Origin of the sequence: Bradyrhizobium sp. WSM1253, assembly GCF_000244935.1 — a bacterium.
Lineage (GTDB): Bacteria > Pseudomonadota > Alphaproteobacteria > Rhizobiales > Xanthobacteraceae > Bradyrhizobium > Bradyrhizobium canariense.
This window is the reverse complement of sequence record NZ_JH600073.1, coordinates 3,683,203-3,705,664: the sequence shown is the minus strand read 5'-3', so window position 1 is coordinate 3,705,664 and position 22,462 is coordinate 3,683,203. Positions and strand designations below refer to the sequence as shown.

22 protein-coding genes are annotated in these 22,462 nt (G+C 65.0%); 10 read left to right on the top strand and 12 right to left on the bottom strand.

Translation table 11 applies throughout. The features are described from left to right. From BRA1253DRAFT_RS19005 to BRA1253DRAFT_RS18995, 3 genes are all read left to right on the top strand, one after another. A partial coding sequence (locus BRA1253DRAFT_RS19005) for a heterodisulfide reductase-related iron-sulfur binding cluster (protein WP_007603759.1) occupies positions 1 to 820 on the top strand: 820 nt, incomplete at its 5' end. Positions 821 to 919: 99 nt separating this feature from the next. Next, on the top strand, positions 920 to 1,279 hold the full coding sequence (locus BRA1253DRAFT_RS19000; RefSeq protein ID WP_007596963.1) for a hypothetical protein: 360 nt from the start codon (positions 920 to 922) through the stop codon (positions 1,277 to 1,279). Between the two features lie 441 nt (positions 1,280 to 1,720). After that, positions 1,721 to 2,722: a TorF family putative porin gene (locus BRA1253DRAFT_RS18995; protein ID WP_007596962.1), complete on the top strand. Its 1,002-nt coding sequence runs from the start codon at positions 1,721 to 1,723 to the stop codon at positions 2,720 to 2,722. Between the two features lie 246 nt (positions 2,723 to 2,968). On the opposite strand, the gene BRA1253DRAFT_RS18990 is transcribed toward BRA1253DRAFT_RS18995, so the two are convergent. Next, positions 2,969 to 4,732, bottom strand: coding sequence for an ABC transporter ATP-binding protein/permease (locus BRA1253DRAFT_RS18990; protein ID WP_007596961.1), 1,764 nt, complete (start codon positions 4,730 to 4,732; stop codon positions 2,969 to 2,971). 312 nt (positions 4,733 to 5,044) lie between these two features. On the opposite strand from BRA1253DRAFT_RS18990, the gene BRA1253DRAFT_RS18985 reads away from it, so the two are divergent. After that, entirely contained in the window at positions 5,045 to 6,709 is a 1,665-nt protein-coding gene (locus BRA1253DRAFT_RS18985) for an L-lactate permease (protein WP_007596960.1), read from the top strand. A gap of 138 nt (positions 6,710 to 6,847) precedes the next feature. Then, positions 6,848 to 7,246, top strand: coding sequence for an META domain-containing protein (locus BRA1253DRAFT_RS18980; RefSeq protein ID WP_007596957.1), 399 nt, complete (start codon positions 6,848 to 6,850; stop codon positions 7,244 to 7,246). Between the two features lie 157 nt (positions 7,247 to 7,403). On the opposite strand, the gene BRA1253DRAFT_RS18975 is transcribed toward BRA1253DRAFT_RS18980, so the two are convergent. Beyond that, positions 7,404 to 8,615 (bottom strand): hypothetical protein, encoded by a 1,212-nt coding sequence (locus BRA1253DRAFT_RS18975; RefSeq protein ID WP_007596956.1) that lies wholly within the window; start codon positions 8,613 to 8,615, stop codon positions 7,404 to 7,406. A 26-nt stretch (positions 8,616 to 8,641) separates the two neighbouring features. Between BRA1253DRAFT_RS18975 and BRA1253DRAFT_RS18970 the strand changes: the two genes are divergently transcribed. Next, on the top strand, positions 8,642 to 8,821 hold the full coding sequence (locus BRA1253DRAFT_RS18970) for a hypothetical protein (protein ID WP_035993636.1): 180 nt from the start codon (positions 8,642 to 8,644) through the stop codon (positions 8,819 to 8,821). Here BRA1253DRAFT_RS18970 and groL read toward each other — a convergent pair. After that, the gene (gene groL / locus BRA1253DRAFT_RS18965) at positions 8,818 to 10,449 is read right to left on the bottom strand and encodes a chaperonin GroEL (RefSeq protein ID WP_007596955.1); all 1,632 of its coding nucleotides are present in this window, start codon (positions 10,447 to 10,449) and stop codon (positions 8,818 to 8,820) included. The two genes, BRA1253DRAFT_RS18970 and groL, sit on opposite strands and share 4 nt — an antisense overlap. 146 nt (positions 10,450 to 10,595) lie before the next feature. Then, complete coding sequence (gene groES, locus BRA1253DRAFT_RS18960) at positions 10,596 to 10,892, bottom strand: co-chaperone GroES (protein WP_007596954.1); 297 nt, start codon at positions 10,890 to 10,892, stop codon at positions 10,596 to 10,598. Positions 10,893 to 11,205: 313 nt separating this feature from the next. On the opposite strand from groES, the gene BRA1253DRAFT_RS18955 reads away from it, so the two are divergent. Continuing rightward, a complete protein-coding gene (locus BRA1253DRAFT_RS18955) occupies positions 11,206 to 11,727 on the top strand; it encodes a hypothetical protein (protein WP_007596953.1) in 522 nt (173 codons plus the stop codon). A gap of 187 nt (positions 11,728 to 11,914) precedes the next feature. Here BRA1253DRAFT_RS18955 and BRA1253DRAFT_RS18950 read toward each other — a convergent pair whose 3' ends face one another. After that, positions 11,915 to 12,694, bottom strand: coding sequence for a protein phosphatase CheZ (locus BRA1253DRAFT_RS18950; RefSeq protein WP_007596952.1), 780 nt, complete (start codon positions 12,692 to 12,694; stop codon positions 11,915 to 11,917). A gap of 314 nt (positions 12,695 to 13,008) precedes the next feature. Here BRA1253DRAFT_RS18950 and BRA1253DRAFT_RS18945 point away from each other — a divergent pair, with 314 nt between their 5' ends. Beyond that, positions 13,009 to 13,809, top strand: a complete 801-nt coding sequence (locus tag BRA1253DRAFT_RS18945) for a L,D-transpeptidase (protein ID WP_007596951.1) — start codon at positions 13,009 to 13,011, stop codon at positions 13,807 to 13,809. 74 nt (positions 13,810 to 13,883) lie between these two features. Here BRA1253DRAFT_RS18945 and BRA1253DRAFT_RS18940 read toward each other — a convergent pair whose 3' ends face one another. From BRA1253DRAFT_RS18940 to BRA1253DRAFT_RS18915, 6 genes are all read right to left on the bottom strand, one after another. Continuing rightward, positions 13,884 to 14,720, bottom strand: coding sequence for a DUF2076 domain-containing protein (locus BRA1253DRAFT_RS18940; RefSeq protein WP_007596950.1), 837 nt, complete (start codon positions 14,718 to 14,720; stop codon positions 13,884 to 13,886). 135 nt (positions 14,721 to 14,855) lie between these two features. Next, positions 14,856 to 15,701, bottom strand: coding sequence for a ChbG/HpnK family deacetylase (locus BRA1253DRAFT_RS18935; RefSeq protein ID WP_007596948.1), 846 nt, complete (start codon positions 15,699 to 15,701; stop codon positions 14,856 to 14,858). Then, positions 15,698 to 16,759, bottom strand: coding sequence for a glycosyltransferase family 2 protein (locus BRA1253DRAFT_RS18930; RefSeq protein WP_007596946.1), 1,062 nt, complete (start codon positions 16,757 to 16,759; stop codon positions 15,698 to 15,700). The genes BRA1253DRAFT_RS18935 and BRA1253DRAFT_RS18930 overlap by 4 nt, the downstream gene beginning before the upstream one ends. Before the next feature lie 112 nt (positions 16,760 to 16,871). Then, complete coding sequence (hisG, locus tag BRA1253DRAFT_RS18925) at positions 16,872 to 17,849, bottom strand: ATP phosphoribosyltransferase (protein ID WP_007596944.1); 978 nt, start codon at positions 17,847 to 17,849, stop codon at positions 16,872 to 16,874. A gap of 3 nt (positions 17,850 to 17,852) precedes the next feature. After that, a complete protein-coding gene (locus BRA1253DRAFT_RS18920) occupies positions 17,853 to 19,004 on the bottom strand; it encodes an ATP phosphoribosyltransferase regulatory subunit (RefSeq protein WP_007596942.1) in 1,152 nt (383 codons plus the stop codon). A gap of 132 nt (positions 19,005 to 19,136) precedes the next feature. After that, positions 19,137 to 19,889 carry a 16S rRNA (uracil(1498)-N(3))-methyltransferase gene (locus BRA1253DRAFT_RS18915; RefSeq protein ID WP_007596940.1) on the bottom strand — a complete coding sequence of 251 codons (753 nt, stop codon included), beginning with the start codon at positions 19,887 to 19,889 and terminating at the stop codon, positions 19,137 to 19,139. Between the two features lie 210 nt (positions 19,890 to 20,099). Between BRA1253DRAFT_RS18915 and BRA1253DRAFT_RS18910 the strand changes: the two genes are divergently transcribed. After that, complete coding sequence (locus tag BRA1253DRAFT_RS18910; protein ID WP_007596938.1) at positions 20,100 to 20,759, top strand: hypothetical protein; 660 nt, start codon at positions 20,100 to 20,102, stop codon at positions 20,757 to 20,759. Then, a complete protein-coding gene (gene ubiA, locus BRA1253DRAFT_RS18905) occupies positions 20,756 to 21,688 on the top strand; it encodes a 4-hydroxybenzoate octaprenyltransferase (RefSeq protein WP_007596935.1) in 933 nt (310 codons plus the stop codon). The genes BRA1253DRAFT_RS18910 and ubiA overlap by 4 nt, the downstream gene beginning before the upstream one ends. On the opposite strand, the gene BRA1253DRAFT_RS18900 is transcribed toward ubiA, so the two are convergent. Further along, positions 21,685 to 22,203 (bottom strand): DUF6101 family protein, encoded by a 519-nt coding sequence (locus BRA1253DRAFT_RS18900; protein WP_007596933.1) that lies wholly within the window; start codon positions 22,201 to 22,203, stop codon positions 21,685 to 21,687. The two genes, ubiA and BRA1253DRAFT_RS18900, sit on opposite strands and share 4 nt — an antisense overlap. Positions 22,204 to 22,462: the final 259 nt, after the last annotated feature.

Below are 22,462 nucleotides of genomic sequence, written 5' to 3'. Positions count from 1 at the left end.
GGCGCCGAGCCGGCTGCCGCCGCCGGGGCCCGCCGCCGGCAGTGTGTTCGCGGCTCTCGGCAAGAAGCGCGGCCGGGTCGCGCTGCTCCAGGGCTGTGCCCAGCAGGTGCTGGCGCCGCGCATCAACCAGGCTGCCATCAGTCTCCTCACGCGCCACGGCATCGAGGTCGTCCTGGTCAGGGACGAGCAGTGCTGCGGCGCGCTGACCCATCACCTCGGCAACGACCAGGACGCATTGGCGCGGGCTCGCGCCAATGTCGCGGCGTGGCGCGCGGAAGCGGCCGGCGAGGGGCTCGACGCCATCCTGGTGACCGCGTCCGGTTGCGGCACCGTGATCAAGGACTACGGCTACCTTCTGCGCGAGGACGCTGCGCTTGCCGCCGATGCGGCGAAGGTCTCTGCGCTCGCCAAGGACATCACTGAATATGTCGCCGGCCTTGGACTCGCGGCCACGGCGCGACAGGACAACATCGTCGTCGCCTATCACTCGGCGTGTTCGTTGCAGCACGGGCAGAAAATCACGGGCCTTCCGAAAGAATTGCTTTCCAATAACGGATTCGTGGTGAAAGATGTGCCCGAGAGCCATTTGTGTTGCGGTTCGGCGGGGACTTACAACATTCTCCAGCCCGAGCTTGCGGGCCGGTTGCGTGATCGCAAGGTCGCCAACATCGCGAGCGTCAAGCCGGACATGATTGCCACAGGCAATATCGGCTGCATGGTGCAGATTGCCAGTGGCACGTCAGTTCCGGTCGTACACACGATTGAGCTTCTCGATTGGGCTACGGGCGGGTCGCGGCCGGCATTGAACGCGCAAGACTGAGCTTTCGAAGACCGAGCTTTCGAGGGCTGAGCTTTCGTCCGGAGGTGACGGCTGAAGACACCCGATCGACCATTGTTCGGCGGCAACAGGAGGACCACGATGGCGAAAGCGAAGAAGAAAAAAAGCAAGAAGGCCAAAAAGGCCAAGAAGGCAGTAGCGGCGAAGAAGACCGCAAAGAAGGCAGCCAAGAAGTCGGCGAAGAAGTCTGCCAAGAAGGCTACAAAGAAATCTGCGAAGAAGGCCGCGCCGAAGAAGGCGGCCAAGAAGGCCGCTAAGCAGGCTGCGCCCAAGAAGGCCGCCAAGAAGGCTGCGAAGAAAGCGGCGCCGAAGAAGGCGAAGGCAGCTCCCGCGCCGAAGCCGTCAACGCCGGCAGCTCCGGCTCCTGAGCCCGCCGCCGAGACAAGCTGGGCGATGCCTTCGTCTTCTGCGGACTCGACGCCGGCCGAAGGACAAGGTTAGGCCCAAGGTTCAGGCCCAAGGTTCAGGCCCAAGGTTAGGCCAAAGGGCTGGGTCCAATCCGACGACCATGATCGACAACAGGAAGGCCGCAGCGGTGATGCTGCGGCCTTTTTGCATCGCGCGACGGCGCGCGGAGGATGGTCTTGTCCGGAAGCAACCTGATTCGTGGCGCGGGCAGCACGGTGCCGCAGGACCCGTACTAACCCGGGCCTCCCAGTGCACTTTGGATTGCAAATAATGTGTTCGAGAAGACACACAGGCTGACAACCTGCCGTGGAATCGTCAGAACGCCCAAAAAGTCGGCAGATGCCCGCGTTTTTTGCTTCTCGGTTTGCGCCACTCCATCCAGATTGCCGCAGTTACGAAATTTGCAATCAGGTCGTGCGTTCCGGGGGCTTCCGGGATCCGGCTGGGGTCATAGAACTGGTGATGGGGATCGAAATGAAAAAAGTGGCTTTGTTGGCAACGGCGCTGGCAATGGTGACGGGCTCGGCTTTCGCGGCAGACATGGCGGTGAAGGCTAAGAAGGCCCCGGTGGTTGCGTTCGATCCCTGGGATATCGCCTTCGGCGGCGCCATCATGAGCGACTACATCTTCCGCGGCGTCACGCAGTCGAACCACAAAGCGTCGGTCGCGGCCTATTTCGAGCCGCGCTACAACGTCAACAAGGACCTCCAGCTCTACGTCGGCGTGTCCGCCGAGAGCATCTCCTTCGCCAATCGCGCCGCTGCTGAAGTCGACATCTACGGCGGTATCCGCCCGACCTTCGGCGCCTTCGCGTTCGACATCGGTGTCTGGGGCTACCTGTATCCGGGCGGCAGCTGCGCCGACAACGTGCTCACCGGCGGCATTCCCGGCGGCAACGTCTGCGGCGTCAGCACGACCACGATCTTCCTCGCCGACGGCAACGTCATGAAGAAGGACGTCAGCTTCGTCGAAGTCTACGGCAAGGTGAACTACACCATCAACGACAGCTTCACGGTCGGCGCGACCGAGTACTACTCGCCGAACTTCCTGAACTCGGGTGCTTGGGGCAACTACGCTTCGTTGACCGCCAAATACACGGCGCCCAGCACGGCCTTCGGTCCCTCCGGCATGGGCATGTACGTGTCGGGTGAGTTCGGCCGGCAGTGGTTCGGAACTTCGGACGCCTTCTACGGCACCGGCGTCGGCACCGTTTTCGCCAACGGTATCCCCTACAAGGACTACAACACCTGGAACATCGGCATCGGCTTCACCTACAAGGTGTTCACGCTGGACCTGCGTTACTCCGACACCGACCTGAACAAGGGTGATTGCAACGCCTTCACCAGCGCCTTCAACGCCACCGGCACCACCAACGTCACCGCGATCAATCCGGGCGGCGCTGGATCCAACTGGTGCGGCGCGGCCGGCATTGCCAAGCTGTCGTTCGACCTGACGGCGATGAGCAACCTGAAGTAAGCTTCTTCCCGAAGCGACTTGATGAGGGCGGCAGGGCAACCTGCCGCCCTTTTGCTTTGGGACTTTTGGGGCGCAGGCTGAGGGCCTGCATGGTTCGAGACGTCCGCCTTCCGGCGGGCTCCTCACCATGAGGGGGCACGGTTTTCACCGCGAGGACAGACCTCATCCTGAGGGCCCGCCAAGGGCGGGCGTCTCGAAGGATGGCCGCAACGAAGGGCGATAGCCTCAGGGCTTGGTCGAGCCGTCTCAGCGTGCCGCGCTCGGCTCCTTCTCGACCGGCACACCACCGTCACCGAGGACGTGGATCGCGCCGTGCTTCACCATCGTCACCTTGCGGGTATGGAAGGCTTCCAGCGTCGAGCGGTGGCCGATCGAGACGAGGGTGGCCTGTGGCAGCTTCTCCGCCAGCAGCCGGTACAGGCGGGCCTCGGACGGCTCGTCCAGCGAGGCCGTGGCCTCGTCCAGAAACAGATAGTCCGGCGCATGCAGGAGCGCGCGGGCGAGCCCGAGCCGCTGCTGCTCGCCGAGCGACAGCATCCGGTTCCAATGACCGTCCTCCTCAAGACGCTCGGCCAGGTCAGGCAATCCGACCGCGATCAGCGCATCCCTGACGCGTGAGGTTTCGAACGCGCCCGGCGCGGCCGGATAGACCACCGCGTCGCGCAGCACGCCGACCGGGAAATAGGGGCGCTGGGGCAGCATCATCAGCTTCGCCTTTTCCGGGACGAAGATGGTGCCGGTGCCGAACGGCCAGATGCCGGCGATGGCCCGGAACAGCGTCGACTTGCCGGAGCCGGACGGTCCGGTCACCAGCACGCGCTCCGGCGTCTGGACGGAGAAGGCGTCGGCGGCGACCAGCGGCGTGCCGCTCGGCAGGTTCACGCAGAGCTGTTCGAGGGCGATATTGCGATTGCCGCCGGCGGCCTTGAGGGCAATCGCAGGCTCGTGCGGCGGCAGGTGCGCGGCCGCATCGACCGACATCTCGAAGCCGTCGAGGCGGGCGACGATCGAGCGCCATTCCGCCAGCGATCGGTACGCCGTGACGAAGAACGACAATGCGCCCTGTACGCTCGAGAAGGCGGAAGCGGTTTGCATCATGTCGCCAAGCTGGATCTTCTTGGCGAAGAAGGCCGGCGCCACCAGCACGTAGGGAAAGATCACGGCGGCCTGCTGATAGCTCGCGGTGAACGCGGTGAGGCGCTTGGTACGGCTCATAATGGCGTACCAATTGCCGATCACGAAGCCGAAGCGATCCAGCAGGCGGCCGCGCTCGGCGCCTTCGCCCTTGAGCAGCGCGATCTGCTCGGAATTCTCGCGGACGCGGACGAGGTTGAAGCGGAAGTCGGCCTCGAAGCGCTGCTGCTCGAAATTGAGATTGACCAGCGGGGCACCGATCCAGTGCGTCAGCGCCGTGCCGAAGATCGCGTAGACCAACGCGCCCCAGCAGAGATATCCGGGGATCATGAGGTCGGCGCCGAACAGGTGCAACGGCGCGGCGTTGGAAAGCCCCCAGAGGATGATCACGAAGGAGAACAGCGTCACGATCGACGAGAGCAGGCCGAGCCCGATGGTCAGGGTCTGCTCGACGAAGTTCTTGACGTCCTCGGTGATGCGCTGGTCCGGGTTGTCGGCCGCATCGCCCTTGAGCTGCATGCGGTAGTGGGTGGCGCCCTGCAGCCATTCGCCCAGATAGTGCCGGGTCAGCCATTGCCGCCAGCGGATCTGCAGCCACTGGTTCAGGTACAGCTTGTAGACCGCCAGCGCGATGAAGGCGGAGGCGAGGCCGATGAAGATCCAGATCTCCCTGACGAAGCTATCCCAGTCGCTTGCCTGCAGCGAGCTGTAGAACCGGTTCTGCCATTGGTTGACCAGGACGTCGATCGCGACCAGCGCCAGCTCCATTGCGATGACCGCGGCGAGCAGGCCGCGGCCGGCCCATTTGTCCTCCGACCGGAAATACGGGGCGGCGATTCGCCAGACGATCGCGAGCGTGGCGCTGATGTTCTTCACAGAGCTCTGTCTCCTGAGGGGATGTGCACAACTGCCCGGGCCAAAGACCTGGGACGACGGCGGAAATCGGCGCGCTTAGACTAAAGTCGCGAGTCCTGCAATTTGCGTTGGCTTGTCGCAGCTTGCAACCCTAGCATGGGGCTCATCGGCGCGGGGTGGGGGCCTCCGGGATTTCGCGAGCTTGTGAGCGGACGGGAACCGCTGCATTCGCGAGGAATTCGCGTCCGGCTCGGGGGTTATCGCTTCAGCGTCAAGCAGGATCGGCTGTCCACGCGGGCCGCCTGCAGCACACATGCGTGGGGGAGGAAGATCATGTGGAATCAAGTTTATGACCCGTTGCACAGCCCCGTGCTGTCGACGATCGCGGCGGCAGTCCCTGTCGTCACATTGCTGGTCCTGATCGCGAGCGGCCGCGTCCAGGCTCATATCGCGGCGGTCGTCGCCGTGATCGTGGCCAATTTGATCACGATCTTCGTCTTCACCATGCCGGCGAACATGTCGATCCGCGCCTCGGTGCTGGGCATCGTGACAGGCTTTTTCCCGATCGGCTGGATCGTTCTCAACGTCATCTTCCTCTACCAGGTGACGGTGAGCACCGGACGCTTCGAATTGCTCAAGCGCGCGGTCGGCGGCGTCACCGAGGACCGGCGGCTGCAATTGCTGCTGATCGCGTTTTCGTTCGGCGCGTTCTTCGAGGGTGCCTCGGGCTTCGGCACGCCGGTCGCGATCACGGGCGCCGTCCTGATCGGCCTCGGCTTCTCGCCGCTTGCAGCAAGCGGCCTGTCGCTGATCGCCAACACCGCGCCGGTCGCCTATGGCGCGCTGGGCACACCGATCCAGGGCCTGGCCTCGGTCACCGGGCTTGATCCCTATATCCTCGGCGCGATGGTCGGCCGGCAATTGCCGTTCTTCTCGCTGATCGTGCCGTTCTGGGTGGTGTGGGCGTTCGCGGGCTGGAAGGGCATGAAGGATGTCTGGCCGGCGATCCTGGTCACCGGCGTGTCGTTCGCGGTCCCGCAATTCTTAATCTCGAACTTCATCAATCCCTGGATCGTCGACATCGGCGCATCGCTGATCTCGATGGGCGCGCTGATCCTGTTCCTGAAGGTCTGGCAGCCGAGGCAGCTCTGGCTGTCCCCCGCGCTGCGCGGCCGCGATGAATCGGCCGCCACCATGGCTGCGGCAAAACCGATGGACAAGACGCCGCTGACGCAGAGCGAGCTGTTCAGCGCGCTGCTGCCGTGGATCATCGTCTGTATCGTGATGCTGATCTGGGGCAATGGTGGATTCAAGACCTGGGCGAATTCGATCTTCACCTGGAACTATCCCGTTCCCGAGCTGCATCAGATGATCAACAAGATGCCGCCGGTCGCGCCAGGGCCGACGAAAGAGAGCGCGGTGTTCGGCTTCACCTATCTCTCTTTCACCGGCACGGGCATGCTGATTGCGGCGATCATCTCAGGCTTCCTGATGGGCGTCGGTCCTGGCCGGCTCTTGACGGAATACGGGCGTACCATCCGGCTGTGCGCGATCTCGCTGATCACGATCTCGGCGATGCTCGCGATCGGTACGCTGACGCGGCTCTCCGGCGTCGACGCGACGCTCGGCCTCGCCTTCGCCGCAACCGGCGTGCTCTATCCCTTCTTCGGCACGCTGCTCGGCTGGTTGGGCGTGGCCCTGACGGGATCGGACACTGCCTCCAACGTGCTGTTCGGCAACCTGCAGAAGATCACCTCGGAGCAACTCGGCCTGTCGCCGATCCTGATGGCTGCGGCGAACTCGTCCGGCGGCGTAATGGGCAAGATGATCGACGCGCAGTCGATCGTGGTCGCCTCGACCGCGACCAACTGGTACGGCCATGAGGGCACGATCCTGCGCTTCGTGTTCTGGCACTCGATCGTGCTGGCCTCGTTGGTCGGCGTGTTCGTGACGTTGCAGGCCTATGTCTGGCCGTTCACGGCGATGGTGCTGAAGTAGCAGGCCACGCCCGCCTTCGACGCAAATCCCCGCGAGGTTGGTCCTCGCGGGGATTTTTGCGTCGTGCATGGGCGAACCTTCTCAACGGCGCCGCCGTCTTATAGAAGGTGCCGCAAATCAGGTCGGTCGAGAGGTCTCATGGTTTCGTTCAGGCAGACGGTGTGCGCGGCGGTTGCAATGCTGGCGATGTCCACGCTCGCGCGTGCGGAGGACGGTTTTCCGTTCGGCACCGAGATGACGCTGGAGGCGCTGCCGCAGCCGGGCTCGAAGCGGATTCCAAACATCGAGATCGGCGACAATGGCGAGGTCGTGCTGGAGCTCTGGTGCAAGGGTGGCCAGGGCCAGTTCTCGGTCGCCGGCAACACCGTGATCTTCGTGCCCGGCCAGATCCAGGACCGCTCCTGCCCGCCGGCGCGGGCCCAGGCCGACGACGATCTCGTTGCAGCGCTGGGCAGCGTCGAGACTTGGAAGCGCCAGGGCGACGTGCTCACGCTCGTCGGCCCCAAGCCGCTGCGCTTCCGCGTCAACGGGAATTAGATCTCTCGCGTCCCGGACGCGCTGCAGCGTGCAACGTTGCTGCGCAGAGCCGGGACCCAGTTATCTATCGTCGATCTCGTGCGCGGCTTCTGGGCCCCGGCTCATCAGCGCATCACTGACGTGCTGCACTGCGTCCGGGGCACGATAGTTCAGCGGGCTACTTCCACACCGACTTGTCGGCGTCCCAGCGCTGGCCTTTCAGCTCCTTGGCGAGCGCCTCGACCGAACCGTTGTCGTCGGGCTGATCGCCTTCCTCGTCGGCGGTCGCTTCGTCCGAGAGATTGAGCTTGGCGCCGCTGCTCTCGTCAGTGGTCGTGATCGCGGGACTCCCGACCCAGAGCATGAGCTTGTCGGTCGTGCCGGGCTTGTCGGGCGAGACGAGGCCCGCGACCTCGATCGTGTCGGTGAGCTCGAGCGCGGGAAAATCCTGGTTCGGCCGCTTGAACACCAGCTTGAGCTTGCCGGTCGCCGGGTTGAAGCCTTGTGAGACCGGCTTTGCCGCCAGCGTCCTGCTCAGCACGCCGGCCACCGCGGCCGCGAGCTTGTCGCGGTTGATCTTGTCGCCCTCGCGCCAATCGGCGGCGGCAATGCGGATGGTGCGGTCCATCTCGGTCATGCCCGCGGTCCAGCCCGCGGCGGTGACGCCGGGCGTCGCCTTGAATTTTGCCAGCAGCGCGCTGGCGCGCTCCGGATCGACCGACATGTTGATGGTCTGCTCGCCCGCGCGCAGCGCGTCGCAGCCGACGGTGAGGCTCGCCAGCGTCACCTCGACGTCCTGGCCCTTCAGGCTCTTCAGGAACTCGGTCGCGGCATCCAGCTTGACCTTGACCGCGATCGCTTCCGGCGAGACGTCGGTGAAATCCTTCGGCTGCGGCGTGATGCCGTCGTCGGAGGTCTGGTTGTCGAGGAATTCCTTCTCGCTGAGATCGGAATTGTCGGGTGAGGTGACCTCGGTCACGGCCTGGCCGATGCTGATCTGGCCGCGGAATTCGAACGTGTCTCCGGCCTGTTTGCGCAGCAGTTTGACGGTGACCGGCGCCTTCGCGCCGAGGCTCTGCGTCGTACCCGTCAGGTTCTGGCCGGCGACCTGGAGATTGACGACGAAGCGGTCCTTGCGGTCGGAATTCTTCGCGACGGGATAACAGACGTCGAGCACGGCTGCGGTGACGGTCTTGCCCTGGCGTGTCTCCTTCAGGATCACGTCGGCATTGCCGTCCATCAGCCCGTCGATCGAGGTGAAATAGCGCGTCTCGACGCCGCCGGGCGCCGTGGCCTTCGGCGACAGCTTCATCTGGGCGGATGCGACCTCAGGCGAAACTGCAAGCAGAGCCGCCAGAACGGCCGTGGAGCAAAACACAAGCGCGCGCATCGAGGAAATCCCTGAGGCAATGGGGCATGATCCGGAAAAATGTGAAGCGGTTTTCCGATCAGATCATGCCCAAACAATTCGAATCGGGCGTCACCGTAGTGGGTTTTGGCCGCCGGTTGAATTGGAAAGCACGGGGCACGATTGCCAAAAAAGAAGGCCGCCCGGAGGCGGCCTTCGCAACACTGCAATGGAACGGACGGCTTTAGAAGCCGCCCATACCGCCACCGCCCGGCATGCCGGGCGCGGCGTCCTTCTTCGGCGACTCCGCAACCATGGCCTCGGTGGTCACCAGCAGGCCGGCGATCGAGGCGGCGTCCTGGAGCGCGGTGCGCACCACCTTGGCGGGGTCGATGATGCCCTTCTCGACCATGTCGACATACTCCTCGGTCTGGGCGTCGAAGCCGAAGGTCTCGGACTTGTTCTCCAGGATCTTGCCGACGACGATCGAGCCTTCCACGCCCGCGTTCTCGGAGATCTGGCGGATCGGGGCTTCCAGCGCCTTCAGCACGATGTTGATGCCGGCCTGGACGTCGGCATTGGCATTGGTCAGACGGCCGACCGCCTTCTTGGCGCGGAGCAACGCGACGCCGCCGCCGGGGACGATGCCTTCCTGCACCGCGGCGCGGGTGGCGTTGAGCGCATCCTCGACGCGGTCCTTCTTCTCCTTGACCTCGATCTCGGTGGCGCCGCCGACGCGGATCACCGCGACGCCGCCTGCGAGCTTGGCGAGACGCTCCTGGAGCTTCTCACGGTCGTAATCCGAGGTGGTCTCCTCGATCTGGGCCTTGATCTGGCCGACGCGGGCCTCGATCTCCGGCTTCTTGCCGGCGCCCTTGACGATTGTGGTGTTCTCCTTGTCGATCACCACCTTGCCCGCGCGCCCAAGCATCTTCACCGTGACGTTCTCGAGCTTCATGCCGAGGTCTTCGGAGATCAGCTGGCCGCCGGTGAGGATCGCGAGGTCCTCGAGCATGGCCTTGCGGCGGTCGCCGAAGCCCGGCGCCTTGACGGCGGCGACCTTCAGGCCGCCACGGAGGCGGTTGACGACCAGGGTGGCCAGCGCCTCGCCCTCGACGTCCTCGGCGATGATGACGAGCGGCTTGCCCGACTGCACCACGGCTTCAAGCACCGGCAGCATGGCCTGCAGGCCGGACAGCTTCTTCTCGTGCAGGAGGATGTAGGCGTCCTCGAGCTCGGCGGTCATCTTCTCGGGGTTGGTCACGAAGTAGGGGCTGAGATAGCCGCGGTCGAACTTCATGCCCTCGACGATGTCCACCTCGGTGTCGAGCGACTTGTTCTCCTCGACGGTGATGACGCCCTCGTTGCCGACCTTCTGCATCGCCTGCGCGATCATTTTGCCGATGGCGGCATCGCCGTTGGCCGAGATGGTGCCGACCTGGGCGACCTCGGAGGAGGCGGCGACCGGCTTGGCGCGCTTCTCGATGTCCTTGACGACGGCCGCGACCGCGATGTCGATGCCGCGCTTGAGGTCCATCGGGTTCATGCCGGCGGCAACCGACTTGGCGCCTTCGCGCACGATGGACTGGGCCAGCACGGTCGCGGTCGTGGTGCCGTCGCCGGCGAGGTCGTTGGTCTTGGAGGCGACCTCACGCACCATCTGGGCGCCCATGTTCTCGAACTTGTCCTCGAGCTCGATCTCCTTGGCGACGGTGACGCCGTCCTTGGTGATACGGGGCGCGCCGAACGACTTCTCGATGAGCACGTTGCGGCCCTTCGGGCCGAGCGTCACCTTGACGGCGTTGGCGAGAATGTCGACGCCGCGCAGCATGCGATCGCGCGCGTCTCCGGAAAACTTGACGTCTTTGGCAGCCATGGTCTGCAATTCCTCTTCTATTTTCGTGATGTGTCTTGTTTATTGGGTCGCCTCATTCCGGGATCTGCGATCGAACCCGGCGGAATGATGCATGCCCGGATCGAGTGACCCGGGCATGCATTCAGCGGCCGTTCAGGCGTCTGGCCTTAGGCCATCACACCCATGATGTCCGACTCCTTCATGATCAGGAGCTCATCGTTGTCGATCTTGACCTCGGTGCCCGACCACTTGCCAAACAGCACACGGTCGCCGACCTTGAGGTCGATCGGGATCAGCTTGCCGGCCTCGTCGCGGCCACCGGGGCCGACGGCGACGACTTCGCCCTGGGACGGCTTTTCCTTGGCCGTGTCCGGAATGATGATGCCGCCCTTGGTCTTTGACTCGGCGTCGATACGTTTGACCACGACACGGTCATGCAGCGGACGAAATTTGGATTTAGTCATGACGTTTCCCTTTGGAGGCTCGCTTCGGAAGGAGTGAAAGTGGGCGGGCGGCGCTTCCGTCCACCCTTCCCGAGGATCGATCGGCGCGCGTTAGCAATCCATCTTTCAGAGTGCTAATGGTGCGTCCGGGAATATGGCTTGGCCGCGATCCTGTCAAGCAAAGGTGGTTAAGCGATTGGTGAGACGGATATAGGATGGTGACATTGGAAACTTGTTCGGGGCGCCGGCGTATTAAAGGACGTCATTGCTCCGGCAGCGGTTTTGCGCTTGGCTGCGGAAGGGGTGCGGCCATGGTTTTGTCCGGGGGAATGCCATGATCAGTTCAGCTCACGCGCGCACGGTCGCCAATCTGGCGGCGGCTTCTTGCCTGGCGCTGCTGCTTGGCGCCTGCGGCGGCGGCATGAGCCTGCCGTCCTTTTCTTCGTCCTCACCGCCCCCCGAGGCCGAGCCCGGCACCGGTCCGGAAATGCCCGCGTCGATCCGCGCCGACGAGATCGTTGGGCGCTGGGGCCTCGCCTCGTTCCAGAACCCGGCCGACCGCGCCCGCACCGAGGCTGCCGCCCGGGCCCAATGCAAAAATCCTTACGTGATCACCGCCGGCTCCTCCGGCGGCGTGATCATGCATCTGGCGGACCAGGCAACACCGCAGGAGCTGCGGCTGAAGGGGTCGCCCAGCGGCAAGAATTATATCGGGCCGGCGGGTCCGACGCCCGGCGAGCAGGACCGCGAGATCGTCTCCTTCGACGGTCGCGTCCTCATCACCCGCTTCATCGACAAGGACGCCGCCACCCGCTACGGCAACATGGTCTACGTCCGCTGCGCGCCGAGGGCGTGAGGTTCTCTCTTCCGTCATGCCCCGCGAAGGCGGGGCATCCAGTACGCCGCGGCCCCTCGGTTCAATCGCTATCGACTCGGAATACTGGATCGCCCGGTCAAGCCGGGCGATGACAGCGGAGGGAATGCTCTCACGAAAAAAACGCCGGCTCTCGCCGGCGTTTTGTTTTCCGTAGCGTCGCGTCCGCTCAGTCGAACAGCGCGTCGATGTCGTCCTGCGAGGCGTGGCCGACGTCGCCGGCGAGCTTCGGGCCGTTGAGAAGCTTGTCGTCGTCGCTGCGGGTGTCGACCTGCGGCACGACGTGGGACTTGATCGCGTCGACACCGCCCCAGATTTCCATCATGGAATTGATGTGCTGCTCGATGAACTTCATCGTGCTCATGACCTTGCTGATGCGCTGGCCGGTCAGGTCCTGGAAGTTGCAGGCTTCGAAGATCGAGATGACGCGTTCCTGGATATCGTCGGCGAGCCGCTTCTGCTGATCGGCCGATTGCACCTTGGCCATCGCGCTGGCCGCCTGGTCGATCGACTCGGCGGCTTCGAGGATCTGCTGGGTCGCCTGTTCGGTGCCGCCGACGACCGCGCCGAGCTCGCCATTGACCTTGGCCATTTCGCCGCCGTCGAAGCTCTTGCCATGCAGTGTCGCGATCTCGCGCTTGGTGCGGTCGATGGCGTCGTGGATGAGGTCGAGCTCGACCTTCAGCTTCTCGCACTGCTCGATCTGCGCCCGGTAAGTATCGAGCATGGTACGGGCTTCGGAGAGCTCATGGGCGGTGGAGGCGTCGATCGCCGCCATGGCGGCGCTGCCGGACAAGGGCACGGTGCCCTTCGCCATCTGTGCACGGATCGCACGCAACTCGGCCATGATCTCGCTATGCATCGGCGCAGCCTCCTCAATCATTTCGGGGCTTGGCATCTCGCCGACAATAGCCTCTTCGACACGAAAACGTTTGCGGTGAATAGCCATCAAGAACTCCCCCCACCTCACTCACGCGTCTTTGTAGGCAGAAGCGATTTAACACGAAGTTCACAGCCGGAACTGTCGTGCGGTTGTGCGCGACGGCTTGCAAACGGGCGATTAACCATGCGTGCGCGGCGTTCATCGAAAATAAACGCTGATCGCCAAATTGCACCGCTGCCGACGACGTGGTGAATCGAAATGGCGTTTCCGTTTACCAAACAAAACGGCTTTTGCTCTTTATTGACCACGTCGCGGGTGCGGATCAGCCATCACCTCGCCACGACGCATGTGATCTAGACGAAACAGTACAGAGTACGTCGATGTTCAAGAAAATGTCTGTTGCGCTGCTTGGCAGCGCTTGCACCTTCATTGCCGGCGTCAACAGCGCCAGCGCCTTCGACAATAGCGTGCCGAACGATCCGCCCGCGGTGCTGTACCAGCCGCAGGTGCCGCCTGCGCCGGTGCGTGTCGCCTCCAATTCGAACATGGGCGGCGGCTTCATCGAGTTCATCTTCGGCGACGGGCCCGGCCGCGGTCCGGCCTACGCTCCGCAGCAGCCGGTGTACCAACAGCAGCCTGGTTATTATGACCAGCGTCGCCTGCCGCCGATGGGCGAGCCGCAGACACAGGGCGCAGGTCTCCAGCAGGAGGCGGTCGATCCGCGGCAGCGTCAGTTCGATCCGAGATTCGAGAAACAACTCGTTGACTATAGCGGCAACGAAAGCGCCGGCACGATCGTGGTCGATACGCCGAACAAGTTCCTCTATCTGGTCGAGGGCAGCGGTCGTGCGATGCGCTACGGCATCGGCGTCGGGCGTCCCGGCTTCACCTGGTCCGGCGTGAAGTCGATCACGGCCAAGCGCGAATGGCCTGCCTGGACGCCGCCGGCGGAAATGATCGCGCGCCGTCCCGACCTGCCGAGGCATATGGAAGGCGGCCCGGAAAATCCGCTCGGTGCGCGCGCGATGTATCTCGGCTCGACGCTTTATCGTATCCACGGTTCGAACGAGCCCTGGACCATCGGCACCAACGTCTCCTCGGGCTGCATCCGCATGCGCAACGAAGACGTCATCGATCTCTATGGCCGCGTCAACGTCGGCACCAAGGTCGTCGTGATGTAGGCGCATAGTGCTCGGAACCAAAAACGGCCGCCTCATCGGCGGCCGTTCTCGTTTGGAGCACCGGGTAAGAAGCGTCAGGCGTAATCGCTGCCGCCATCGTCTCCGCCGCCGAAATCGCTGTCGTCGGCGAGGTCGACATTGTCGTCATTGTCGTTCTGATCGTTGTAATTCTGGTCGTCGTTCGATGCGTGGTCGGCGAAGCCCTGGCGGGACGCATCGCCGCGGTCGCGGTTCGAGCCGATGTCGTCGAGGCCGGCATCGCGCGCGAGCGATCCGCCGGACTGGTCGCCGCCGCTCCAGGGGCCTCCACCAGCGCTGCGGTCGCCCAGGGCATTGGTGTCGCCAAAAGCCTGCTGGTGCGGTCCGCCCATCATGCCGCGGATGCTGGACAGCAGCAGCGAGCCGCCGACGACGCCGGCCGCGGCTGCCGCCGCCGTGCCGAGGAACGAGCCGCCACCGCCGACCGGCGGCGCGCCATAGCCCTGGCCTGGACCCTGATTTGGACCCTGACCGTATGCCTGCCCATAAGGCGGCTGGCCGTAACCGGGCTGAGGCTGCTGCATCGCCTGGCCGCTGTTCCAGACCGGCCGCGAGTCACGCGGCGGTACGTTCGGAACCGAGCCGCGCGATGGACCCCCGCCGAACAGCGTGTCGCGCATGGTGTCCAGGAAACCGCCGGACTGCGCCTGCTCGGGCGCCTGCCCCGCCTCCAACTCCTGGATGCGGTTGTGGGCGCGCTTCAGCGCCTCGTCCTGCAACAGCGTGGTCTGAACCAGCGCATAGACAGCGCCGGGGGCCTTGCGCAGGCCGTCGGAGATTGCGGCGATCGCGTCGGGATCGCGCGGTGCATTTTCCAGTTTCGAAAGCCGATCGAAAAGCTCGTCGACGAGCTGGCGTTCCTGCGGCGTCATGGTCAGTCTCCCTTGCGCAAAACAAGCGCGAGGCAGATGTAGGGTTCCATTGTGGCCCCAACAGTGCCGGCAGGATTAAATTTCGGTATGCGACAAGCTGCCTCGCGGGCGGCTTTCTCGCAAACTTCCACCGGTTCACCCCAGCGTGACGCCGCTGTCCGTCAGCAGGCGCGCGAAGGCATCGCCGGCGAGATAGGCGTGCTCGCGTTCGCGGACATCCGTCATCGGGTCGAGCCCGGTGAGGATGTCGTCGACGAAGCCGGGATGACACATGATGAGGCCGCCATCCGGCAGGCCTTCCAGGAAATGCCGCATCAGCGCGCCGAAATCGGCCGCTTGCGTGAAATCATAGGCGCCGGCGAAACCGGGATTGAAGCTGAGGCCCGCGCTGCCGGCACGGCGGCGGAATTGCGCGCTGAGGATATCCAGCACCATGGCTTTCGGCGAGGCCAGCCGCTGCATCAGGGGCAGGTCGCGGCCGCCCTGGCGCACCCAGGCTTTTGGCGCGGCTTCGGCGACTGCGTCGACAAATCCGTCGCGCACCTGCGGGTAGAGCTGCACATGCTGATGACCGTCGACGAAGTCAGGCGCGCGCCCGAACGCTTTCGCGAAGGCTGCCAGCTGCGCCTTGACCTCGTTGCGAAAGAACTCGCGGTCGAGCCTTCGCGCAAGACCGGCGCGGAGCAGCTTCGGAAACGGGAGAAACATGTCGCCGTCGAGCGGGCGGAAATGCATGGTGAGCGGCCGGAACGGTGCCGACAATGTCACGTGCAATCCGATCGCGCAGCGCGGGCTCGCTTGCGCCGCCGCCTGGAGCGCCTCGATCTCGCTGCGCTCGACCGCAGGTCCCACCATCATTACCGACGTCGCGTTGAGACGGCCGCGTTCGATCAGGTCGCGGATGGCGCGATTGACGCCCGGGCTGATGCCGTAATCGTCGGCGCAGAGCCAGATCCGCCGTGGCGGCGCGGCCGCGCTCATTCGGCCGCCGTCCTCTTCGAGGCGTCCAGGCTTGAAGCATCCTGGGCCTTGTCGGTCTCGAAATGCTTTTCACTGTGCTCGGCGACGAAGTAGATCGGGCGCGCCTTCAGCTCGGAAAGGATCTTGCCGATATATTCGCCGACGATGCCGATCATGATGAGCTGCACGCCGCCGATCGTCATCAGGCCGATCACGAGTGAGGGATAGCCGGGCACCTGCTTGCCGGTGGTCAGGACCTCCCAGAGGATCGACAGACCGAACAGGAACGCTCCGCCGGCGAGGATCACGCCGAGCAGGCTGGCGAAGCGCAGCGGCGCCACCGAGAACGAGGTGACGCCTTCGATCGAAAGACCAAGCAGGCGCGCGGCGCTGAAGGTTGTCACGCCATGGGTGCGCGGCGCCGGTTCGTAATCAACGCGGATCTGGCGGAAGCCGATCCAGCTCGCGAGGCCCTTGAAGAAGCGGTTGCGCTCGGGCAGCTGCCTCAGTGCTGCGACCGCGCGCGGCGACAGCAGGCGGAAATCGCCAGCGTCTTCCGGAATCTTCTGGCGCGCGCCCCAATTGATCAGCGCATAGAAGCCGCGTCCGGCGAGCCGCCGCAGGAACGGCTCGTTATCGCGATGCGCCTTGGCGGTATAGACGACGTCGTAGCCGTCCTCGATCCAGTGCCGCACCAGTCGCTCGACCAGCGACGGCGGATGCTGGCCGTCGCCGTCCATGAACAGCACCGCGCCGAGCCGGGCATGGTCGAGGCCGGCCATCAGCGCGGCCTCCTTGCCGAAATTGCGCGACAACGACACCACCTGGACGTCGACCGCGTCGGCCGGCAGTGCGCGGGCGATCGACAGTGTCGCGTCCGCGCTGCCGTCGTCGACATAAACGATCTCGCAAGCCAGGCGATAGCGCTGCCGCAAGGTCTTTGCGAGATCGCAGATGCGCTGGTGCAGGGCGGCGAGACCCGCCGCTTCGTTGTAGAGCGGGACGACAATCGACAGTCCCTTCGCGGCGGCGCTGGCCGCGGTGGTCGTCATGCCGGAAACGTCAGAGCCCAGCGTCATGGATCAAGGTTCCAGAGGCGATCAGGTTTTCTTGCAAGGTCATCCCGACAGCATATGGTAGCTGCCGTTTGCTGTCGCTACGCTGAACGGAATTGCTCAACAAACTTTGGGCTCACTGCCGCAGGAACGCCTCGAGCCTGGCGAACAGCGGGTTCTCCCGGTCGAACACGTAATCCAGCGAAACCACCGAGACGGTCTCGGCGCCATGCCCGCGCAGGAAGCTCGCGAGTGCATAGAGCTGGCCCGGCGGGCAGTGCAGCGTGAGCATGCCCGACGAGGTCGGTCCGCCGAACGGCGCTTCGACGCCGAAGCGCTCGTGGGCCTCGGTGAGCATGGCCGCGTCGCACTGGCGGAAGCGGGTGCGGACTTCGCGGTATTTGTTGGCCCGCGCCCGCGCCGCGATGTGATCGAGGATGACTCGCGCGGTCTCCCGCGCCTGCGGCGACCAATCGGCGTCCCTTGAGGCGACCAGATTGGCCTGGCTGCGCAGGATCACGCCGTCGTCGAGCACCCGCAATCCGTTGGCAGCGAGCGTCGCGCCGGTCGTGGTGATGTCGACGATCAACTCGGCGCTGCCGGCGGCAGGTGCGCCTTCGGTCGCGCCCGTGCTTTCGACGATGCGGTAATCGGTGATGCCTTGGCTCTGGAAGAAGGCGCGGGTGAGGTTGATGAACTTGGTCGCGACCCGCATCCGCATGTGATGCTGCTCGCGGAAGCCGGTGGTGACGTCGTCGAGGTCGGCCATGGTGCGCACGTCGATCCACGCCTGCGGCACCGCGACGACGACGTCGGCATAGCCGAAGCCGAGGCCTTCGATCAGGGAGACGCGCTTGTTGGCGTCCGCGATGGTCTCGCGCACCAGATCCTCCCCGGTGACGCCGAGATGCGCCGAGCCGCGGGACAACTGCGAGGCGATCTCACTCGCCGAGAGATAGGCGACCTCGACATTGTCGAGGCCCGCGAGCGTGCCGCGATAGTCACGGGCACCGCCCGCCTTCGACAGCTTGAGCCCGGCGCGGGCGAAGAAGGCCTCGGTGTTTTCCTGCAGGCGGCCCTTGGAGGGAACGGCCAGAACGAATGGCGCGCTCATGACTTAAGCTCCCACCTTGCGGCCGATCCGGGTCAGCGCATCCACCCAGACCGAGAAACCGACCGCAGGGATCGGCTCGGCCGATCCAAGCTGGGTCATCAGCCCGTCATAGCGGCCGCCGGCAACCAGCGGCTCGGCCCCGTTGCCGCGGTGATGCAGCTCGAATTCGAAGCCGGTGTAGTAGTCGAGCCCGCGTCCGAACGCGGTCGAAAAGCGCGTTCCCTTCACATCGATGCCGCGCGCGGCCATGAAGCCGACCCGGCTTTCGAACTGGTCGACCGCAGCACTGAGGTCGAGCTTCGCGTCATTGGTGAGCGCGCGCAGCTCGGCGACGGCGTCATCGGGGTTACCCGATATCGACAGGAAACGCTTGAGCACGGCGATGGCCTCGCGCGGCAGCGCACCGCCCTTCAGTGTCGACTGCTCGAGGAAGCGGTCGGCAATCTCGGCCGTGCTGCGGCCGCCGACATTGGTGGTGCCGGCGATCGACATCAGATCGGTGACGAAAGCGAGTGCCGCCTTGCGGTCGGAGCCGGCGAGCGCCGCGAGCACGCCCTCATATTCGCTGCGGGTCGCGGTCGTCGCGGCTGCCAGCCGCTCCAGATCCTGCTCCAGGCTGATCTTGCGGTTGAAATCCTTGACCAGGCGGCGGCGCCAGACCGGATAGAGGTTGAGCGCGTCGAGCAGCGCGTTGAACAGCGCTACGTCGCCGGTGCGGATCTCGACGTCGCGGACGCCGAAGGCGGCGGTCGCCTCCAGCGCCAGCGCCAGCATCTCGGCATCGGCCGCGGCGCGGTCCTGGCGGCCGAACGATTCGATGCCGGCCTGCAGGAATTCGTTGCTCTGGCCGTTGCGGTAGCGAAACACCGGGCCGAGATAACTGAACCCGGCCGGCTGGCCGGCACGGCCAGAGCTGAGGTAGTCGCGGGCCACCGGAATGGTCAGGTCCGGGCGCAGGCACAGCTCCTCGCCGGAGAGGTCCGTGGTCAGGTACAGGCTCTTGCGGATGTCCTCGCCGGAGAGATCCAGGAACGGTTCGGCCGGCTGCAGGATCGCGGGCTCGGCCCTGACATAGCCCGCCTGCGCGAACGACAGCAGCAGCGTGTCCGCCCAGGCGGCGGAGCCGGCAGCATTTGAGGTGGCAGTCGCGGTCATGTCGGGGTCCATCGTCCCGGTGGAACCGGGCAGGGCAAGCAAGGGGAGCGAATTGCCGCAGGCCTTAGCATGGCCCGAAAGCGGTTTCGACCTCCAAAGGATCAATCGCTTAACGGTCGGCCAATATCGGCATCAGGCCATTTTGCCACGCCAATCGCCCAGCACCGCCTGCACCAGCGCCAGCGCGGCCACCGCGGCCGTGTCGGCCCGCATGATCCGCGGTCCCAGCGCCAGCCGCAGGATATTCGGCTGCCGCAGCAGCAGCGCCCGCTCTTCCCCGGCAAAGCCGCCTTCGGGGCCGATCAGCACGTCGATTCCCTCTGCCGCGCCTGCGCCTTGCAGGCTCTGAATGGGGTTTTCGAGCTCCGCCGCCTCGTCGCAGAAGATCAGCAGCCTGCCAGCGGCGCGCTGGGTCAGGAAGCGCTCCAGCGGCACCGGCTCGGCAACGGTGGCGATGCTGAGAATGCCGCATTGCTCGGCCGCCTCGACGACATTGGCGCGCATCCGCTCGGTATTGACGCGGGAAGCTTGGGTGAACCGGGTCAGAACCGGCTGAAGCGAGGCAGCGCCCATCTCGATGGCCTTCTGCACCATGTAGTCGAGCCGGGCGTGCTTGAGCGGGGCGAAGACGTAAGAGAGGTCGGGCAGCCTGTCCTGCGGCCGGGTCTGCTGGAGGATGACGAGGCCGTCCGGCCGCTTGCGGCCTTCGATGGCGGCCTGCCATTCGCCGTCGCGGCCGTTGAACGCCAAGACCTCGGCCCCGGCGGCAAGCCGCAGCACATTGCCGAGATAATTGCTCTGGTCGCGGTCGAGCTCGACCCTGCCATCCTGGGCCAGGGGGGCATCGACGAACAGGCGGGGGCCGCGGAAATCGTGGGAGGGCATCGTTCAAAAGTCCAATTTGCCGCCGTTCTTAACCGAAAGCAGTACTTTCGGGGTAAATTTTGCCAAAATGGTGCGTCGGCGCGCCGCGCTCCTGCCCTATTCAACGGGTTGTTAAGGGCCGGCGGGAATCGTAAAATCGCGAGCACGCTGGTTGCGCTTCAATTGGGAAGACGCCGAACCCCGCAAGCTCCTGCCGGAGAGACTGCCTTGATGATCCGTCATTTGATGGTTCCGATCACTGCCGCCATGGTCACGATGGGCGCCGTTTGTGCCTATGCGCAGGGTTTCCCCGCGCCGCTGCCGGGCCAGGCCCCAACAAGTTCCGCGTTTCCGCCCGTGAACGGCTCGGCGCCCGTCGCCTCCGTCGGCGGCGCGCCGCAATCGTCCTTCCCCGTAAACGGCGCCGCGCCTGTCGGCGGCGCCGGCGCCTTCAGCGCCGCGCCGCCGACGCAAGCCGGTCCCGGCGAGGACTGCATGAAGGCGTTCATGCCTCTGCGCGAGGATGCCGAAAAGCGCGGCAAGCTGATCAAGGCCGCGAGCGACCGTCACGCTCCACCTGACGAGGCCTGCAAGCTGATCCGCAACTTCAGCCAGGCTGAGACCAAGATGATCAAGTACATCGAGGCCAACGCCTCGAAATGCGGGATTCCGGCGCAGGTCGGCGCGCAGATGAAGGACGGCCACAAGAACACCGAGGCCATGACGGCGAAGGTCTGCAACGTCGCGCAGCAGATGCAGAACCAGCCGCGCGGACCGGCCGGTCCGTCGCTGAGCGAAGTGCTGGGTTCGGGCTCGGCGCCCGAGGCCAATGCCGGCAAGAAGGGCGGCAGCACCTTCGATACACTCAACGGCAACGTCCTGACGCGATGAGCGACACATCCGCCCGAGTTGCCGATTCCACCGGCAACTGGGTCGATACGCGTGCGCCGCAATGGGCGCGGCCTTATCTGCGCTTGTCCCGCTTTGATCGTCCGATCGGCTCCTGGCTCCTGTTGATGCCGTGCTGGTGGTCGGCGGCGCTCGCCGCCGGCATGGCGCATGACGTCCGCGGGCTGCCGCTCACCATCGTCCTGTTCTTCATCGGCGCCTTCGTGATGCGGGGGGCAGGCTGTACCTGGAACGACATCACCGACCGTGATCTTGACGACAAGGTCGAGCGCACCCGCTCGCGACCGCTGCCGTCGGGCCAGGTGAGCGCGAAGCAGGCGCTGGCCTTCATGGTCGCGCAGGCGCTGATCGGGCTCGTGGTGTTGCTGCAGTTCAACCGCTTCGCGATCCTGACCGGCATTGCCTCACTGCTGATCGTCGCGATCTACCCGTTCATGAAGCGCATCACCTGGTGGCCGCAGATCGTGCTCGGGCTTGCGTTCTCCTGGGGCGCCCTGATGGGATTTGCCGTCACCTTCGGGCGCATCGACGTCACCGCACTCGTGCTCTATGCCGGCGCGATTTCCTGGGTGATCGGCTACGACACGATCTACGCGCATCAGGACGCAGAGGATGATGCGCTGATCGGCATCAAGTCCACCGCGCGCCTGTTCGGCGCGCATACGCACCAGGCGCTGATCCTGTTCTACGGCCTGGCGATGCTGCTGATCGGCGTGGCGCTGGCGTCGGGCGATGCGCGCTGGCCGGCCTGGCTCGGACTTGGGGCCTTCGCCGTGCATCTGGCCTCGCAGATCGCGCGGCTGAATATCAGCGACGGCGATCTCTGCAAGCGCCTGTTCTACTCGAATCGCGATGCGGGGCTGTTGCTCTTTGCGGGTTTGCTGGCCGACGCGGTGCTGCGAGCGGCCTAACTCCGCGCGATGATCTCGCGCTCGTCGCGATGCACCGACAACTCGCGTGCGACACCGGTGCGGCGGCGCATCAGAAATTTCGGACGGCGGTGGCGGATCGCGTTGGCGCGGCGACGCCGCGGCGCGGGTTGGCGTGCGCCTTCGTCGAGCTGCGGAAGCGCGAACAGCTCGCTCCAGATCGCCCAGGCCTCAACGAGTTCGTCGCCATCGGCGCTGACCAGCAGCGGAATGGAGAGCGAGGGATCGCGATGCACGAGGACGAGGGTCTGGGCCTCGTCGTTGCCGCGCAGCGCGACGCCGATGAAGTCGCTGACGCGGACGTTGATCGCCATCCGCATGCCGCGGACGGCACGGTGCAGCACGACACGTTCGCGATGAAGCTCGATCTGCCGGACATATCCGTCGGCGCGCGGATCATGCGCATCGAAGCGGACCGGAAGGGAAAGGGGGTCGAGCCGCAGGGAGCGGCTCGACCCGGCGGGAGTGATCCCGCTTGTTGCTGTTTGACGCCTCACGGCTTTAGTTCTCCCCGCCAGGATTATGTTCCCGGTCGATGCGAGGACCTTAGCGCGGGCCTTTCCGAAACCGCTTAAAAAGGCTGGTTAATCCAACCTCACCGCCGCGCATGATTGACAAGACCTTGGCGCGCATGATTGACGAGACGTTGCGCGCAAGGTGCGAATCTGAGCTTTTGGTGGGTTGAAAATGCTTGAAGTCCGCGCGATCAGGGCACATCTGTGGGTTCCGGTCCCGCAGCCCGCCCCAACAGGATTT

Excerpts from the sequence above, each read along its gene's own strand:
- BRA1253DRAFT_RS18975 (WP_007596956.1), bottom strand. The coding sequence starts at position 8,615 with ATGCGCGCGCTTGTGTTTTGCTCCACGGCCGTTCTGGCGGCTCTGCTT.
- hisG (WP_007596944.1), bottom strand. The coding sequence starts at position 17,849 with ATGAGCGCGCCATTCGTTCTGGCCGTTCCCTCCAAGGGCCGCCTGCAG.
- BRA1253DRAFT_RS18950 (WP_007596952.1), bottom strand. The coding sequence starts at position 12,694 with ATGGCTATTCACCGCAAACGTTTTCGTGTCGAAGAGGCTATTGTCGGC.
- BRA1253DRAFT_RS18935 (WP_007596948.1), bottom strand. The coding sequence starts at position 15,701 with ATGAGCGCGGCCGCGCCGCCACGGCGGATCTGGCTCTGCGCCGACGAT.
- BRA1253DRAFT_RS18930 (WP_007596946.1), bottom strand. The coding sequence starts at position 16,759 with ATGACGCTGGGCTCTGACGTTTCCGGCATGACGACCACCGCGGCCAGC.
- groL (WP_007596955.1), bottom strand. The coding sequence starts at position 10,449 with ATGGCTGCCAAAGACGTCAAGTTTTCCGGAGACGCGCGCGATCGCATG.
- BRA1253DRAFT_RS19000 (WP_007596963.1), top strand. The coding sequence starts at position 920 with ATGGCGAAAGCGAAGAAGAAAAAAAGCAAGAAGGCCAAAAAGGCCAAG.
- BRA1253DRAFT_RS18920 (WP_007596942.1), bottom strand. The coding sequence starts at position 19,004 with ATGACCGCGACTGCCACCTCAAATGCTGCCGGCTCCGCCGCCTGGGCG.
- BRA1253DRAFT_RS18980 (WP_007596957.1), top strand. The coding sequence starts at position 6,848 with ATGGTTTCGTTCAGGCAGACGGTGTGCGCGGCGGTTGCAATGCTGGCG.
- BRA1253DRAFT_RS18955 (WP_007596953.1), top strand. The coding sequence starts at position 11,206 with ATGATCAGTTCAGCTCACGCGCGCACGGTCGCCAATCTGGCGGCGGCT.
- BRA1253DRAFT_RS18915 (WP_007596940.1), bottom strand. The coding sequence starts at position 19,889 with ATGCCCTCCCACGATTTCCGCGGCCCCCGCCTGTTCGTCGATGCCCCC.
- groES (WP_007596954.1), bottom strand. The coding sequence starts at position 10,892 with ATGACTAAATCCAAATTTCGTCCGCTGCATGACCGTGTCGTGGTCAAA.
- BRA1253DRAFT_RS18995 (WP_007596962.1), top strand. The coding sequence starts at position 1,721 with ATGAAAAAAGTGGCTTTGTTGGCAACGGCGCTGGCAATGGTGACGGGC.
- BRA1253DRAFT_RS18910 (WP_007596938.1), top strand. The coding sequence starts at position 20,100 with ATGATCCGTCATTTGATGGTTCCGATCACTGCCGCCATGGTCACGATG.
- BRA1253DRAFT_RS18985 (WP_007596960.1), top strand. The coding sequence starts at position 5,045 with ATGTGGAATCAAGTTTATGACCCGTTGCACAGCCCCGTGCTGTCGACG.
- BRA1253DRAFT_RS18940 (WP_007596950.1), bottom strand. The coding sequence starts at position 14,720 with ATGACGCCGCAGGAACGCCAGCTCGTCGACGAGCTTTTCGATCGGCTT.
- BRA1253DRAFT_RS18945 (WP_007596951.1), top strand. The coding sequence starts at position 13,009 with ATGTTCAAGAAAATGTCTGTTGCGCTGCTTGGCAGCGCTTGCACCTTC.
- ubiA (WP_007596935.1), top strand. The coding sequence starts at position 20,756 with ATGAGCGACACATCCGCCCGAGTTGCCGATTCCACCGGCAACTGGGTC.
- BRA1253DRAFT_RS18970 (WP_035993636.1), top strand. The coding sequence starts at position 8,642 with ATGATCCGGAAAAATGTGAAGCGGTTTTCCGATCAGATCATGCCCAAA.